Here is a 15909-nt window from a genome sequence, read left to right on the forward strand (position 1 = left end):
GGCTGCGTTTGCGCATTTTTCTGCCCTTCGCCCATTACAAGAGGCGCCTTGCCATGACTCCAACAAGTCTACGTAACCTGACGGTGTTGCTCGGTGGAACACTGTTATGCCTGGACAGCCAGGCTGCCGACCTCAACGCACGGGATTTTTTTGGCGCACCGCCGGGTACCACCCTGGGCGTGCTGTACCTGCCTGCCACCCGCGCCGGAGATTTCCATGGCCCGGCCGACCGCACCGGCAAGGCCGACCTGCGCGTCAACGCCATGGCCTACCGCCAGGTATTTTTCACCGATGCCTGCGCCACCCTGTGCACGCCGCAATTGATCCTGCCTTTCGCCGACATCCGCGCACGCTTGCCCGGCGCCAGCCAGCGCACCGGCGAAAGGGGGTTGGGTGATCCGCAAGTGGGCGGCACGGTGTTTTTCGTCAACGACCCGGCTTCGCGCACCTACAGCGGGCTCTTGAGTTTGATCACGGTGCCGGTGGGCGAGTACCACCCGCAGAACCCGGACGTGTCCCCCGGTGCCAATCGCTGGGGCGCCACGTTTGTCTACAACTACACCCGTGGTCTGGGTGAAAACTGGGTGGTGGAAGCGAACCTGGAAGCCCAGTTCCATGCACGCAATGACGACTACTTTGGCAGCGAACTCAAACAAGCGCCCTTGTATCGCCTGCAAGCGTTCGCCTCCTATGACTTCAGCCCTTCAACCTACGGCGCGCTGCGCCTGATCCAGGCTGATGGCGGCGCGCTGCGCATCAACGATCGGCAGATCGATGACACCCACAAGCGCTACACCCAGGTCGGTTTTGAAGTCGGGCATTGGCTCGATCAGCAGAACCAACTGATGTTCAGCCTTTCGCAAAACGTTGCCACGTCCAACGGCTATGCCGGGACTGACGCGCTGCTGCGCCTGGTGCATGTGTTCTGATCCTTTCGCGGAGCTTGAAAATGCCTACTCAAACCGATACCCCAACCTCATCGCTGTCCTGGCAACGCCTGGCCGCTATCGTGCTGTTCGCCGCCATCACGCCAACCCTCCTGATGACCGCTCCCGCCGTGGCCGCGCAGTTGGCCAGCCAGTGGCAACTGAGCCCGACACAGATCGGCGATTTGTTTTTCGTCGAACTGGGCGCCATGAGCCTGGCGACCCTGCCCGCCTTCTGGTGGCTCAAACGCATCGACTGGCGCATGGCGGCACGGGTTGCCGCGCTACTGTTCATCGCGGCCAACGGGACGTCGATGCTCGCCGACACCTACCCGCTGTTGCTGGCTTTGCGCTTTGCCAGTGCGCTGGCGGGCGGTTCCCTGATGATCCTCTGCCTGGCCAGTGCCGCCACTACCGCCAACCCCAGTCGGGTCTACGGGTTATGGGTGATGGGCCAACTGGTGGTCGGTGCCGTCGGCCTAGCCGTGCTTCCTGCCTTGTTCGAGCGCTTTGGGCTGAATGCCTGCTATTTGATCCTGGCCGGGCTGATGACGCTGTTATTACCCCTGGCCCGCGCCTTCCCCAGCGCCAGCCCGTCGCCACACACCCGCGCAGGCGCAGGGTGGCCAGGCTCACGCTGGAAAGCTGCCCTGGGGATCGGCGCGGTGCTGGCGTTCTACATCAGCCTCGGCGGTGTCTGGACGTTTATCGGCGCGCTCGGCGCCAGTGCCGGCATCTCAGCGCAACACAGCGGCGAGGTGCTCGCCATCGCGACCGTGATGGGCATTGCCGGCGCCGCGAGTGCCTCGCTGGTGGGGGCGCGCCTGTCGCGCATGGTGCTGTTGCTCGCCGGCTACGCACTGATGGCCGCGGCGGTGCTGCTTCTGCTCGGGCAGCCGGGGCTGCTGCGGTTTGCCCTGGCGGCGCTGCTGTTCAAGTTCGCCTGGACCTTCATCCTGCCGCTGATCCTCGCTTGCCTGGCAGACCTGGATCACAGCGGCAAGCTGATGAACACATCCAACCTGGTGATCGGCGGTGGCCTGGCCATCGGCCCCGCCATCGCTGGCCGGCTGATCGAAGCCAGCGCCGGGTTCAGCGCGCTGCTGCTCGGTGGCGCGGTTACCACCCTGTTATCGCTGACGATGATCCTGGGCAGTCGCCCTCGACACCCCGCTGAACTGGAGCCCGTATGAACCCAACCACCGCGTTTTTCTTTGATGAAATGACCCTGTGGCACAGCGCCGGTGCGCATGCGCTGACCCTGCCCGTCGGCGGCTGGGTGCAGCCGCCTGCCGGCGCTGGGCATGCCGAGTCACCGGAGACCAAGCGACGGTTCAAAAGCCTGCTGGATGTGTCCGGGTTGAGCCGCCAGTTGCAGCTGCACAGCGCTGGCCCCGCCAGTGAGGAAGACCTGCTGCGGGTGCATGGCCGCGCCTATCTGCAACGTTTCAAAGCGTTAAGCGATGCCGGCGGTGGTGAGCTGGGTCCCCAGGCCCCGATAGGGCCGGGCAGTTTCGAAATTGCCCGGCTCTCGGCCGGCCTGGCCATTGCCGCCGTTAACCAGGTGCTCAGCGACCAGGCGCACAATGCCTACTCGCTGTCGCGCCCACCGGGGCACCACTGCCTGGCGGACGGCGCGATGGGCTTCTGTTTTCTCGCCAACATTGCCATCGCCATTGAAGCCGCCAAGGCTCGAAGCGGATTGGGCAAGATCGCGGTGATTGACTGGGACGTGCACCACGGCAATGGCACCCAATCGATTTTCGAAGCGCGTGGCGATGTGCTGACGATTTCGCTGCACCAGGACGGTTGCTACCCGCCGGGCTACAGCGGCGCGCAGGAGCGTGGCGTAGGTGCCGGCCTGGGGGCCAACATCAATATTCCCTTGCTACCGGGCAGTGGACACGCGGCTTACCTGCATGCCGTGGCGCGCATCGTGGTGCCGGCGCTCGAACGTTTCCAGCCGGAGTTGATCATCGTCGCCTGCGGCTATGACGCCAACGCCGTCGACCCACTGGCGCGCATGCTGCTGCACAGTGATTCCTTCCGACTGATGACCCGCGCGTTGCGCCAGGCTGCCGAACGTCTCTGCCAAGGCCGCCTGGTGCTGGTGCATGAGGGCGGCTACAGCGAAGCCTATGTGCCGTTTTGCGGGTTGGCGACGGTCGAGGAATTGAGCGGCGTGCGCACGGCGGTCGTGGACCCTATGCTTGAGTTTGTCCAGTTGCAGCAGCCCACGGCGGCGCTGCTGGCGTTCCAGAAACAATGGGTCGAACAGTTGGCGCAGCAGGTTATCGATTAAGCGGCAGGCCGTGCCAGGCGCCATACCCGCGCAATATCCGAGGCCCGCTCACGCAACAAGCGCGGAGCCTCGCTGCATGCCTGTTCCAGGCTCATCGGCCCCGAGGGCAACGCAAACGCGGCATCCACGCCGTGGGCGTACATCTGCTCGTAGCCTTCGCCCAGGGTTCCGGCGAGCACGATCACCGGGACCTTGTGCCGTCGAGCGATACGCGCCACGCCAAACGGGGTTTTACCGCGCAGGGTCTGGGCGTCGAAGCGGCCTTCGCCGGTGATGACCAGGTCGGCGCCGCGCACGGCAGCGTCTAGGCCCACCAGTTCGGCCACCACGTCAACGCCGGCGCGAAACTGTGCGCCGAGGAACGCCTTGGCTGCGAAACCCAGGCCGCCGGCCGCGCCGCTGCCGGGTTCGTCGCGAACGTCCCTGGGCAACACCTTGGCGCAGTGGTCGGCAAAATGCCCAAGCGCCGTGTCCAGTTGGTGAACCTGATCAGGATTGGCGCCTTTTTGCGGGCCGAATATCGCCGAGGCGCCATGGGGGCCGCACAGCGGGTTGTTCACATCCGCCGCGATCTCGAAGCTGACCCGCGCCAGGCGTGGGTCAAGGTTGTCCAGGCTAACCCGCGCCAGGCCGCCGAGCGCCAAGCCACCGAGTGCCAGGGGCTGGTCTTGGGCATCGAACAGTTGCACGCCCAGCGCTTGCATCGCGCCGGCCCCGCCATCGTTGGTAGCACTGCCACCAATCGCCAGGATAATGCGCCGGGCGCCTTGATCCAGCGCGGCGCGGATCAGCTCACCGGTGCCAAACGTGCTGCTGGAGCAGGCATCGCGCTGGCCCGGCGCAACGAGTTGCAAGCCACTGGCCTCGGCCATTTCGATGATCGCGGTATGGCTGTCGGCCAACCAGCCCCAGTGGGCCTGCACCGTATCGCCCAGGGGCCCCTGCACGGTTTGGCCGCGCAACTGGCCGTTACACGCAGCGAGCACCGCCTCGACCGTACCTTCACCGCCGTCCGCCATCGGGCACTGCACCAGCTGTGCGTCCGGCCAGACCTGAGCCAGCCCTTGCGCAATGGCCTGGGCAACCCCTTCGGCACTCAGGCTGTCCTTGAACGAGTCGGGGGCGATGATGATTTTCATGGGTTTTCTCCGGTTTTTATAACGCCCATGCTGCCAGTTGGCACTGCCGATGACGCCGGTCCGATGCACAAGTGCGGCTGAGGATTGTTGTTCATTTTTACAAAGCCTGGGGCAACAGCTGCACACCCAGGTACAACGCCAGCATGCCGTCCAGGGTCAGCGGGTCGACGCCGCTCAGTTCGGCGATTCTTTCCATGCGGTAACGCAGGCTGTTGCGGTGGATCCCTAGCGCGTCGGCACAGGCCTGGCTTTGCCCGTCGTGTTCGCACCAACTGCGCAGCGTGGCCAATAGTTGGCCATTACTGTCCCTGGCGAGGACTTTGCGCAACGGGTTGAGCAATTCGTCCAGGGCATCGTCGTTGCGATGGCGCCAGAGCATGACCGGCAGACGATAGCGGTTGAGGATCAACAGGCGCGAGTGCGGCAGGATATCGCGACCGTAGGCGAGCAAATCACTGACACGCCGATAGCAACGACGCAACCCGGCCAACCCGTCCGCCTGCCCGCCCACGGCGACCCGCAATACATTCCAGCCCAGGCCATCGAGCTTTTCCAGCAGGCGCAGGTTATCGACCTGCACGGACGTCGGGCGACACCACAACAGCGAAAACTGCGCCGAACTCACGCACCAGCTGTCGGGGTAACGCGACGTCAGCCAGGCGCTCAGGGCCTCGGCCGACTGCCCCGCGCCCAGTTCGAACAGGTAAGGCGTACGCGCCAGTTGCGGCTTGAGCCCCAGTTGCTGGGCTTCGTCGACGAGGCGCGGCGAGTCCCCCGCATCGGCCAACAGCAATGCCAGCAAGTCATCGCAGCGCTGGCGGCGCCACTGCTGCTCGGCCTGCTGATGCCGATGGCTGACCAGCATCTCGGCGGTCATGCGCACAAGCTCCGCGTAGGTGCGCAGGCCCTCCGGCTCGCCGGTGATACCCAGCACACCGATCAGGCGCTGATCATGCATCAGCGGCAAATTGATGCCCGGCAACACGCCCTTGAGGTGCTTGGCGGTCTGCCCATCGATTTCAACCACACGCCCGTTCGCCAGCACCAGTTGGGCGCCTTCGTGCCGGGTGTTGATGCGCTCCGGCTCGCCGCTGCCGAGGATCAGGCCCTGGCTGTCCATGACGTTGACGTTGTAGGGCAGGATCGCCATGGTGCGATCGACGATATCCTGTGCCAACTCATGATCCAGCTCGAACATGGCGCTCTTTTCCTTCGAAGACAGTTGGTCGCCGGCACAGCGCAAAGCGGGCTTGGCTGTGCGCAAGCACAAAGACAGTCGCCCATCGCGTCACCGAGACTGTTTGGGCGATCAACGTTACCCTCGCATCGCGAAAAATCATAATAAAGAGAGACTCCCCATGTCACAGAGCGCCGCTGCAGCACTGGCCACCGATGACGATAAAAACGCCATCTACAAGCGCGTTACCCTGCGCCTGATCCCCTTCATCTTTATCTGCTACCTGTTCAACTACCTTGACCGGGTGAACGTTGGCTTTGCTAAGTTGCAGATGCTCGACGCGTTGAAATTCAGTGAAACCGTGTACGGCCTCGGTGCCGGGATATTCTTTATCGGCTACGTGTTGTGTGGCGTGCCGAGCAACCTGGCACTGACCCGGTTCGGGCCCAGGCGCTGGATTGCGCTGATGATGATTGTGTGGGGCACCTTGTCCACGTGCCTGCTGTTCGTGACCACGCCGACGCATTTCTACACCTTGCGCCTGTTTACCGGTGCCGCCGAAGCGGGCTTCTTTCCCGGTGTGGTGCTGTACCTCTCGCAGTGGTTCCCGACATTCCGCAGGGGCCGCATCATGGCGCTGTTCATGTCGGCGATTCCGGTCTCCGGCCTGCTCGGCAGCCCGTTCTCCGGCTGGATTCTCAACCACTTTGCGGCAGGGCAAGGCGGCCTCGCCGGCTGGCAGTGGATGTTCCTGTTGCAAGGCATCCCCACCGTGATCCTCGGCGCCCTCGCCTACTTCCTGCTCAGCGACAGCTTCGCCAACGCCAAATGGCTCAAGCCCCACGAACGCGCGGTGCTGGAAGCTGACCAGGCCACGGACCTTGCGAACAAACCAAAAACCACCACCGACTCCCTGGCCGAGGTGTTCAAGAACCCGGCGATCTGGGCGTTCGGCCTGATCTATTTCTGCATTCAGAGCGGCGTCTACGCGATCAACTTCTGGCTGCCGTCGATCATCAAGAACCTGGGTTTCAGCGATAACCTGGTGATTGGCTGGCTCAGTGCGATCCCGTACCTGCTGGCCGCGGTGTTCATGTTGCTGGTGGGCCGCTCCGCAGACTTGCGCAAGGAGCGTCGCTGGCACTTGGTGGTGCCGATGTTGATGGGCGCGATTGGCCTGGTGATCGCGGTGAATTTCGCCACCACCCCAGCGATCGCCATTCTCGGACTGACCATCGCCACCATGGGCGCCCTCACCGGCCTGCCGATGTTCTGGCCGGTGCCCACCGCGATGCTCAGCGCGGGTGCAGCGGCTGGCGGACTGGCCTTGATCAATTCCATGGGCCAGATGGCCGGGTTTCTCAGCCCGTACATCGTCGGGTTCGTGAAAGATACGACGGGCTCCACGGACGTGGCGCTGTACTTGCTGGCAGCGGTTATCGTCGCCGGCAGTGTGCTGGCGTTGCGGATGACGCGCACCCTGAAAGTATAAAGCGGCCCAGCTGAGCGGGCTTGCTGTAGGGAGGGGCTCCCTCCCTACAACTGGGTGTTGTTACAACAGGCCGCCGCCGTCGATATCAATCACGGCACCGGTCATGTAGCCGTTCTCCATCGCTAGCACATAGCCCGCCGCCACTTCCTGCGCCTGCCCGACGCGCCCGACCGGCAAGGCTGCGCCCGCCTTGGCAAACATCGCCAAGCGTTGCTCTTCACCAAGCCCGGCATAAGCCGGTGTGTCGATCACCCCAGGGCTGATTACGTTAACGCGGCGCGGCGCCAGTTCCTTGGCCAACTGCTTGCCCAGCGCTTCAGTGGAGGCGTTGATGCCAATCTTGATGAACTGCCCCGGCACCAATTTGCGCCCCAACTGGCCGGAGGTCAGGCTGATGCTGCCGCGCTCATGCAGGAACGGCAATGCCTGTTGAATTGTGCGCAACGCGCCCCAGAGTTTTACGTTGAAGTTGGCCTGGGCTTCGTCCAGATCGGTGTCGATCAGAGTTTTGGCGTTGACCGAAGGACCTGATGTGTAAACCAGATGATCAAAGCGCCCCACTGTTTCGAACAGGCGTTGCAAGGATGCGCTGTCGCTGACATCCACCGGCTCGCTGCGGATGCCGTCGTGCAGCGCCGAGGTCAGGCGGCGCCCCGCCACCACCACGTTTGCACCGCGCTCTGCCGCGGCCTTGGCGACGGCCGCGCCGATGCCGCTGCTGCCACCGATCACGATGATGGTTTTGCCGTTGAGAGACGTCGTCATGGAAGGTTTCCTGGGTGAGAAAGTGAGCGTTCATCTTCCACGCTTGGTAATCGGAGAAAAATCCGGGTAAAACGACAAGATCTTTAAAGGAATTTTACAAATGAGTTCGATCCTGGACCTTGAAGTGTTCGTGCGCACCGCCGATACGGGCAGCCTGTCTGGCGCGGCACGCGGGCTTGGCTTGACCCCGGCCGCCGCCAGCATCGCCCTCAAGCGCCTGGAAACCCGCCTCGGCCTGCGCTTGTTCGCCCGCTCCACCCGCAGCATGCGCCTGACAGAGGAAGGCCGGCGTTATCTGGACAGCGTGCGCGTTGCGCTGGCCGCATTGAACGAGGGTGAGCAGGCGCTCAAGCAGCAAAGCCAGGGCCTGACCGGTTTGCTGCAAGTGGCGGCGCCCTCGGATTTCGGGCGCAATGTGCTGCTGGGCTGGCTGGACGCATTCAAGGCCGAACACCCGAACATCCGCCTGCAACTGATGCTCAACGACAGCAACGCCGACCTGTTTCGGGACACGGTCGACATTGCCCTGCGTTTTGGCGTGCCGCGGGACTCAAGCCTGGTCGCCCTGCCCATCGCCTCGGACCACCATCGCGTCGCCTGCGCAAGCCCGGCCTATCTCTCGCGCCACGGTACGCCGCAGCAGCCGATGCAGCTGTCAGGGCACAGCGCATTGCGTTACATGCGCCAGGGCCAAGTCAGCAAAACCTGGCGCTTTTGCCGGGGCGCGCAGGTTGAAGAGGTCGAGGTCAGTGGAGATTTTCTCAGCGACGACGGCGAAGTGGTGCGCCGTTGGGCCCTGGCCGGCCACGGCATCGCCTATAAAGCCCGACTCGATGTAGTGGGCGACCTTGCCGCCGGCCGACTGGTGGCCTTGTTTGAGGGGTGGCAAGGCGAACCGGCGCCGTTCAACCTGATGTGCCCGCACCGCCTGCAGGTATCGGAACGGGTAAAAGCGCTGCAGCGTTTTTTGCAGGAGCGCTGCCAGACGTTGCTGAGTTGATGAAGAAACACGCACAGGGCTTGTTCCAGAGCGGTCGTGTCTGGTATTGCATGACATACGTTTGCCTGCCATGAGGAGCTTTGCATGATTTACCGCACATTGGGCCAGTCCGGATTGAAGGTCAGCGCACTGACGCTGGGCACCATGATGTTTGGCGAACAGACCAGCACCGAAGACTCGCTACGTATCATCGACAAGGCCTGGGGCCAGGGCATCAACTTTATCGACACGGCCGACGTCTACACCGGCGGGCGTTCCGAAGAGATCGTCGGCGAGGCCATCGCGCGCAACCGCCAGGACTGGGTGGTGGCTTCGAAGGTCGGGTTCGGCCCGGCGGATGGCGTGCCCAACCGCAGTGGCCTGAGCCGCAAACGCATGTTCAATGCGCTGGATGCCAGCCTGGCTAGATTGGACACCGACTACCTGGACATCTATTACCTGCACCGCGAGGACCACGACACGCCGCTGGAGGTCACGGTATCGGCGATGGGCGACCTGATCCGCCAGGGCAAAGTGCGCTATTGGGGGTTGTCCAACTATCGCGGCTGGCGTATCGCCGAGGTCATTCGCGTGGCCGAGCGCCTGGGCGTGGATCGGCCCATCATCAGCCAACCGTTGTACAACATCGTCAATCGCCAGGCTGAAGTCGAGCAGATCACCGCCGCTGCCGCCTATGGCCTGGGCGTGGTGCCGTACAGCCCGTTGGCGCGCGGCGTGCTCAGCGGCAAGTATGCTCCCGACCTCACCCCAGAACCCGGCAGTCGTGCGGCACGCCAGGACAAACGCATCCTGGAAACCGAATGGCGGGTGGAATCGCTGCGCATTGCCCAGCAGATCCAGCAATACACCCAGGGCCGTGGCGTGGGAATGGTCGAGTTCGCGATTGCCTGGGTGCTGAACAACGCGGCGGTGAGTTCGGCGATCGTTGGCCCGCGCACCGAGGCGCAGTGGGATGCGTATACCGGGGCGTTGGCCGTAGAGATCACGGCGCAGGATGAAGCGTTCATAGATTCACTGGTGACGCCGGGACATTCGTCCACACCGGGGTTCAACGACATAGGGCATTTCGTATCGGGCCGAGTGATGCGTTCGTCGCAATGAAGCGTTCTCGCTGCCCGCTGGAACGCGTCAACCGTGCATTAGGCAAACCCGCCCCAAAACAGCGCAGCGCTTTAACGCTAAAAGCACCATAATCCTGCTGAAATGGGATATGAATCGGCTTTCGCGAGGACAGCGTGTCTAAAGGTGTTGTGTTATCAGTATTGGCCTCGGTGTTGTTTGCCGTGATGTATTACTTCACGTCTCTGCTCACCCCCCTGAGTGGCCTGGAAATTTTCGGCTGGCGCATGTTGCTGACCGTGCCCTGCATGACCGTGTTCATGGCGGTCAGCGGCGAATGGCGGCGGGTGTGGGAGTTGCTGCGGATGCTGGCGGCCAATCCGCGCGTGATCGGTGGCGTGCTGCTGTCGTCCGCCCTGCTCGGCGTGCAGTTGTGGCTGTTCATGTGGGCGCCGCTGAACGGGCGCAGCCTGGATGTGTCGGTGGGGTATTTCCTGTTGCCGCTGACCATGGTGCTGACCGGGCGCCTGGTCTATGGCGAACGCTTGTCGCGCTTGCAGCAGATCGCCGTGGTATTTGCAGCGTTAGGGGTGCTCAACGAGTTGTACCAGGCCGGCGGTTTTTCCTGGGCGACGCTGGTGGTGATCATCGGTTACCCGGTGTATTTCGTGGTGCGTAAATACCTGGGCACCGACCATCTGGGCGGCTTGTGGCTGGACATGGCGTTAATGCTGCCAGTGGCCTGGTGGTTTGTGCAAAGCGGCGAACAGGGCGTTGCGGTACTGGATGCGCAGCCCAGGCTCTACGCGTTGATTCCCATGCTGGGCTTGATCAGCGCATCGGCGCTGGTGAGCTATATCATCGCCAGTCGTTTGCTGGCCTTCAGCCTGTTCGGCCTGCTCAGTTATGTGGAGCCGGTGTTGCTGCTGGCAGTGGCGCTACTGCTGGGCGAGGGCATCAAGGGCGGGCAATGGCTGACCTATATCCCGATCTGGTTGGCGGTGATGGTGCTGGTGTATGAAGGGTTCAAGCACTTGGTGCGTCAGCGCAAGGCCTGAATCGCAGGCAAAAATGTGGGAGGGGGCTTGCCCCTCCCACATTTGATCGCTGTTGTGTCAGGGATTATTGCTTAGTCGGTGGTCAATACACCGCGACGTACCTGGTCGCGCTCGATGGACTCGAACAACGCCTTGAAGTTGCCTTCACCAAACCCATCGTCGCCTTTACGCTGAATGAATTCGAAGAACACCGGGCCCATCAGGGTTTCCGAGAAAATCTGCAGCAGCAGGCGCTTGTCGCCCTCGATCGAGGAGCCATCCAGCAAAATGCCGCGTGCCTGCAGTTGATCCACCGGTTCGCCGTGGTTCGGCAGACGGCCTTCGAGCATCTCGTAATAGGTGTCCGGCGGCGCGGTCATGAAGCGCATGCCGATCTTCTTCAACGCGTCCCAGGTCTTGACCAGGTCGTCGGTGAGGAACGCCACGTGCTGGATGCCCTCGCCGTTGAACTGCATCAGGAACTCTTCGATCTGGCCTGCGCCCTTGGACGACTCTTCGTTCAACGGGATGCGGATCATGCCATCCGGCGCGCTCATGGCCTTGGAAGTCAGGCCGGTGTATTCGCCCTTGATATCGAAGTAGCGCGCTTCACGGAAGTTGAACAGTTTCTCGTAGAAGTTGGCCCAATAAGCCATGCGCCCGCGGTAGACGTTGTGGGTCAGGTGGTCAATGACCTTAAGGCCGGCACCTTGCGGGTTGCGCTCTACGCCTTCGAGGTAGACGAAGTCGATGTCATAGATCGAACTGCCCTCGCCAAAACGGTCGATCAGGTACAGCGGTGCCCCGCCGATGCCTTTGATCGCCGGCAGGTTCAACTCCATCGGGCCGGTTTCGATATGAATCGGCTGGGCGCCCAGTTCCAGCGCACGCTGGTAGGCTTCCTGGGAGTTCTTCACGCGAAACGCCATGCCGCACACCGACGGGCCGTGTTCCGCCGCAAAGTAGGAGGCCAGGCTGTTGGGCTCATTATTGAGGATCAGGTTGATCTCGCCCTGGCGGTACAGGTGTACGTTCTTGGAACGGTGGGTCGCCACCTTGGTGAAGCCCATGATCTCGAAGATCGGCTCCAGGGTGCCCGGGGTCGGCGAGGCGAATTCAATGAACTCAAAGCCCATCAGGCCCATCGGGTTTTCGTATTGGTCGGTCATGTTCGGTGCCTCATCATGCTTGGAGTAAACAAATAGTTATTTGCGAGCAGGGATGAGGTCAGCAGGTGGCGCACAGGAAAGGCCTCGCACACTGCGGGCGAGGAAGTCACCAAAGATGAGGGGCGAACCGAGTTGCTTCATGGTGTCATCAGTCTCTGACGGCCGAGGCTTGCGTGAGCGCAAGTCATATTCTTGTATGCGTAAATCGATTCTACACAGCGTAACACTGTTTGTCCGTACTCTTATCAAATCCCCATTGGCTTGCCTCGCGCAAGGGATTTGTCAGACAGGTAGATGTTGTTACGTTTTGCCGAGCGCCTTTTCGCAATGCCATCTATCATCGGCATAGTCCCCTCTTTTCTGCATGGCTGCCCCCTCGATGCCCCTGACCACCAAAGGCCAAAGAAGCCGAGTCGCCCGCTATTTTTTCAGCACAATCTGCGGCCTGCTCCCGGTTTTACTGGGGGTTGTGATTCTTTATTGGCAGGCCGAGCGCACGCTTGAGCAAAGTACCGCTCAAACCGCACAGGAGGCAGTGCGTCAGTTCGACTTGATGCTCGATAACACCGCCCTCGCCGCCCGAGCCCTATTACCGCTGGCCGGCTTGCCGTGTGATAAATCCGCGAAGCTGGCACTGCGTGAGCAGGTCACCCGTCGGCCGTTCGTGCGCGCGACCACCTTGTCCTGGCAGAAAAACATTTATTGCAGTTCGTTGTTTGGCAGCAGTTATCAGTCGCCGGTCAACCCGGACGACTACGTTGACGGCAATCTGTGGTTGATGAACGGCAACCCCGTCACGCCGGATACCGCGCTGCTGGTTTACCGTTTGGTCGACGGTGATCGGGCCGCGTTCGCCTCCATTGACGGCTATCACCTCACCAATGCCTTGCGCCTGATCAGCCGCTACGCATTCCTGGTGCTGAAAGTAGGCCCTCATTGGCTGGACGCCGAAGGGAAGGTCCATACCGGCACGCCGCCGGCGTTTGACGTGGCCCATCACTTTTTGACCTCCAGCCGCTATCCGTACAGCGTTGACGTGGGCATGCCCGAGGGTGAGGTCTGGCGTTATATGCAGGCGCGTTATCCGGCGGTGTTCAGTCTGGTGGTGTTTTTTGGCGTGCTCGCCGGTCTCCTGGCCCATTGGCTGCAGATGCGCTCCTCGGCGCCTACCCACGAGTTGCAACGTGCCCTGGGCGCCAACGAATTCATTCCGTATTTCCAACCGGTAGTGCGCGGTGACACTCGCCAATGGGCGGGCTGCGAAGTACTGATGCGCTGGAAACACCCAAAAGAGGGCCTGGTGCGGCCGGATCTGTTCATCCCCCTGGCCGAGCACTCGGGACTGATTGTGCCCATGACGCGCGCTTTGCTGCGCCAAACCGCCGCGCAATTGGCGCCACATGCCGAGCGCTTCAGCCCGGGCTTTCATATCGGTGTGAACATCACCGCGCGTCATTGCCAGGATCTGGACCTGGTGGACGACTGCCGGGAGTTCCTTGCGGCCTTCCCGCCCGGCCAGGTCACCCTGGTACTGGAGTTGACCGAGCGTGAGCTGATCGAACCCACCGATATCACACGCCGCTTGTTCGACGCGCTGCACGAACTGGGTGTGATGATTGCAATAGACGACTTCGGTACCGGGCATTCCAGCCTGGGTTACTTGCGCAACTTCAATGTGGATTACTTGAAGATCGATCAAAGCTTCGTCGCCATGATCGGCGCGGATGCGCTTTCACGGCATATTCTCGACAGCATCATTGAACTGTCCGCCAAGCTCGACCTGGGTATCGTGGCAGAGGGCGTGGAAACAGCCCAACAGTGCGATTACCTTGTCGCCCAAGGCGTGGGCTTTTTGCAAGGCTACCTGTTTGGCCGTCCTTTACCGTGCGATGAGTTCATTAAGTCGCTGACCCGCCATTGAACAGCCGTGTACTCGCGCAGATGAAAGAATGTTATTTAGACAAAAGACATGATTTACTCGAAGTGGATTAACTACTACAATTTTTCCTGCTGGCGATACACGCATTGAGCGGTGTTTTCGTTGAGTTAGCTTAATCCTCTTGGTTTAAGGCTTTCTCCGCAGTAGATATCAGCTAACTACACCATTGGAGTACAGATTTTGTCCAGACTCGCCGAATTTCGCGCAGCAGAAAAAGCCCTTCAAGAGCAGCTTGCCCAGCTGGAATCCCTGAAAAACGACGCCGGGCTGAAGAAAGAAATCGAATTCGAGGAAAAGCTCAAAAAGCTGATGGGCAGCTATGACAAAAGCCTGCGCGATGTGATCTCCATCCTTGATCCAAACCCGGGCAAGTCGGGTGCCTCAGCCGCCGCCGCGCCAAAACAGCGCCGCGCACGCGTGGTCAAGGTCTACCAGAACCCGCACACCGGCGAACTCATCGAGACCAAAGGCGGCAACCACCGCGGCCTGAAAGCCTGGAAAGAAGAGTACGGCGCAGACACTGTAGATTCCTGGCTTCGCGGTTGATAAACATGCACTAACTGAAAGCCCCGCTTAGACGGGGCTTTTTTCGTATCTGGATTCGTAAACGAACTTAAATTTAAGTTCACATTTGTTCACATACACCCATTCAAAGTTTGAGGCTGTCACGCACCGAACTGACTTCATCCTGGCTGGCCTCGTACGCTTGCGCCTGTCCTGCATATGAAAACACGTAGGCTTTATCCGTATCCACCGCCCCCACTAGTGTCTGCGATAGCACATGCCGGCCGTTCTCGGTAATTACACAAGTAGTTTCCAGCGCCTCAAGGCGGCTCAATTTAGCGGGATGCATTTTGGTGCATACACTTTGATAACCACCCTGGGCGAAATCTTTCTGGATGGATTTACGCATTTCCAGCAAGACGCCTTGAAGATTGACATTATGGCCGGCCTCGATGGGTGTACCGGTCAATTCCATCACCATTAGCGTCTTGCCATTTTCATCATTTTTGATCGCGCGCTGCCGCGACACAGTTTGGGGTTTGTCGGGCGCATTGCCATCGGACTCAACCTCCTCGACCTGCCAGCCGCTGGGCCAATGAATCTCGGGGTCGGCCGCCAGTACGAACGGGCTGCCAAGCACTAAGCACAACGTAGTCAACAGCGGTTTACGAAACTCGATCATTGCAAAAAGCATCCAAGGTTCCAGCACCAAAGTTTGCGGCCCGAGACCCACAGCTCGCAAGGGCTGCATGCGCTTTTTCATTTGGCGCGATCACCAGGCCTTGCGTATCATGGCTCGGCTGCACGGATGCTTGCCGCAAGCCAAGGGACCGCTTTGCCCCATTTTTTTCTGGAGGGCCCATGAGCCTGCACGAACTGAACACCTTCCCCGGCGTCACCGCCCAACCTGACACCGCCACCACGAACTTCGTGTTCAACCACACCATGCTGCGGGTCAAGGACATCACCAAGTCCCTGGATTTCTACACGCGCGTACTGGGTTTTTCCCTGGTTGAAAAACGCGACTTCCCGGAAGCCGAATTCAGCCTGTATTTCCTGGCCTTGGTGGACAAGGCCCAGATCCCGGCTGACGCTGCCGAGCGCACCCAATGGATGAAGTCGATCCCAGGCATCCTGGAACTGACTCACAACCACGGCACCGAAAACGACGCCGACTTCGCCTACCACAATGGCAACACCGACCCACGTGGTTTTGGCCATATCTGCATTTCGGTGCCGGATATCGTCGCCGCGTGCGAACGCTTCGAGGCCCTGGGCTGCGATTTCCAGAAGCGCCTGAGCGATGGCCGCATGAAAAGCCTGGCCTTTATCAAGGACCCGGACGCGTACTGGGTTGAGATCATTCAGCCAGCACCGCTGTAAAACAAAAAACCCCATGA

The 15909-nt window shown here is 61.1% G+C and carries 15 protein-coding genes; 10 read left to right on the forward strand and 5 right to left on the reverse strand.

Going from position 1 to position 15909, the window contains the following annotated elements:
* Window positions 1-53 precede the first annotated feature (53 nt).
* The 3 genes from C4J94_RS13830 to C4J94_RS13840 are packed head-to-tail and all read left to right on the forward strand — an operon-like array spanning window position 54 to window position 3228.
* On the forward strand, window positions 54-929 hold the full coding sequence (locus C4J94_RS13830; protein ID WP_124386683.1) for a transporter: 876 nt from the start codon (window positions 54-56) through the stop codon (window positions 927-929).
* A gap of 20 nt (window positions 930-949) precedes the next feature.
* Window positions 950-2119, forward strand: coding sequence for an MFS transporter (locus C4J94_RS13835; RefSeq protein WP_124386684.1), 1170 nt, complete (start codon window positions 950-952; stop codon window positions 2117-2119).
* Entirely contained in the window at window positions 2116-3228 is a 1113-nt protein-coding gene (locus C4J94_RS13840) for a class II histone deacetylase (RefSeq protein WP_124386685.1), read from the forward strand. The genes C4J94_RS13835 and C4J94_RS13840 overlap by 4 nt, the downstream gene beginning before the upstream one ends.
* Here the strand turns inward: C4J94_RS13840 and C4J94_RS13845 are convergent.
* Together C4J94_RS13845 and C4J94_RS13850 are read right to left on the reverse strand one after the other, a co-directional pair.
* Window positions 3225-4367, reverse strand: coding sequence for a glycerate kinase (locus C4J94_RS13845; RefSeq protein ID WP_124386686.1), 1143 nt, complete (start codon window positions 4365-4367; stop codon window positions 3225-3227). The two genes, C4J94_RS13840 and C4J94_RS13845, sit on opposite strands and share 4 nt — an antisense overlap.
* Window positions 4368-4464: 97 nt before the next feature.
* A complete protein-coding gene (locus C4J94_RS13850; RefSeq protein ID WP_124386687.1) occupies window positions 4465-5565 on the reverse strand; it encodes a sugar diacid recognition domain-containing protein in 1101 nt (366 codons plus the stop codon).
* 160 nt (window positions 5566-5725) lie between these two features.
* On the opposite strand from C4J94_RS13850, the gene C4J94_RS13855 reads away from it, so the two are divergent.
* Window positions 5726-7036: an MFS transporter gene (locus C4J94_RS13855; RefSeq protein ID WP_124386688.1), complete on the forward strand. Its 1311-nt coding sequence runs from the start codon at window positions 5726-5728 to the stop codon at window positions 7034-7036.
* A gap of 60 nt (window positions 7037-7096) precedes the next feature.
* On the opposite strand, the gene C4J94_RS13860 is transcribed toward C4J94_RS13855, so the two are convergent.
* Window positions 7097-7801: an SDR family oxidoreductase gene (locus C4J94_RS13860; RefSeq protein ID WP_124386689.1), complete on the reverse strand. Its 705-nt coding sequence runs from the start codon at window positions 7799-7801 to the stop codon at window positions 7097-7099.
* A 100-nt stretch (window positions 7802-7901) separates the two neighbouring features.
* Here C4J94_RS13860 and C4J94_RS13865 point away from each other — a divergent pair, with 100 nt between their 5' ends.
* The 3 genes from C4J94_RS13865 (at window position 7902) to rarD (ending at window position 10918) form a co-directional block, all read left to right on the forward strand.
* Window positions 7902-8801 (forward strand): LysR family transcriptional regulator, encoded by a 900-nt coding sequence (locus C4J94_RS13865; RefSeq protein WP_124386690.1) that lies wholly within the window; start codon window positions 7902-7904, stop codon window positions 8799-8801.
* Between the two features lie 84 nt (window positions 8802-8885).
* Window positions 8886-9902: an aldo/keto reductase gene (locus C4J94_RS13870; protein ID WP_124386691.1), complete on the forward strand. Its 1017-nt coding sequence runs from the start codon at window positions 8886-8888 to the stop codon at window positions 9900-9902.
* 134 nt (window positions 9903-10036) lie between these two features.
* A complete protein-coding gene (rarD, locus tag C4J94_RS13875; protein ID WP_124386692.1) occupies window positions 10037-10918 on the forward strand; it encodes an EamA family transporter RarD in 882 nt (293 codons plus the stop codon).
* 71 nt (window positions 10919-10989) lie between these two features.
* Here the strand turns inward: rarD and hppD are convergent, their stop codons facing one another.
* On the reverse strand, window positions 10990-12066 hold the full coding sequence (gene hppD / locus C4J94_RS13880; RefSeq protein WP_124386693.1) for a 4-hydroxyphenylpyruvate dioxygenase: 1077 nt from the start codon (window positions 12064-12066) through the stop codon (window positions 10990-10992).
* A gap of 379 nt (window positions 12067-12445) precedes the next feature.
* Between hppD and C4J94_RS13885 the strand changes: the two genes are divergently transcribed.
* Together C4J94_RS13885 and C4J94_RS13890 are read left to right on the forward strand one after the other, a co-directional pair.
* A complete protein-coding gene (locus tag C4J94_RS13885) occupies window positions 12446-13987 on the forward strand; it encodes an EAL domain-containing protein (RefSeq protein ID WP_124386694.1) in 1542 nt (513 codons plus the stop codon).
* 198 nt (window positions 13988-14185) lie between these two features.
* Window positions 14186-14551, forward strand: coding sequence for a histone-like nucleoid-structuring protein, MvaT/MvaU family (locus tag C4J94_RS13890; protein ID WP_124386695.1), 366 nt, complete (start codon window positions 14186-14188; stop codon window positions 14549-14551).
* 103 nt (window positions 14552-14654) lie between these two features.
* Here the strand turns inward: C4J94_RS13890 and C4J94_RS13895 are convergent, their stop codons facing one another.
* The gene (locus tag C4J94_RS13895) at window positions 14655-15191 is read right to left on the reverse strand and encodes a DUF4946 domain-containing protein (protein WP_124388980.1); all 537 of its coding nucleotides are present in this window, start codon (window positions 15189-15191) and stop codon (window positions 14655-14657) included.
* 179 nt (window positions 15192-15370) lie between these two features.
* Here C4J94_RS13895 and gloA point away from each other — a divergent pair, with 179 nt between their 5' ends.
* Window positions 15371-15892, forward strand: coding sequence for a lactoylglutathione lyase (gloA, locus tag C4J94_RS13900; RefSeq protein WP_124362964.1), 522 nt, complete (start codon window positions 15371-15373; stop codon window positions 15890-15892).
* Window positions 15893-15909: the final 17 nt, after the last annotated feature.

The organism is Pseudomonas sp. R5-89-07 (assembly GCF_003851685.1).
Classification (GTDB): Bacteria; Pseudomonadota; Gammaproteobacteria; order Pseudomonadales; family Pseudomonadaceae; genus Aquipseudomonas.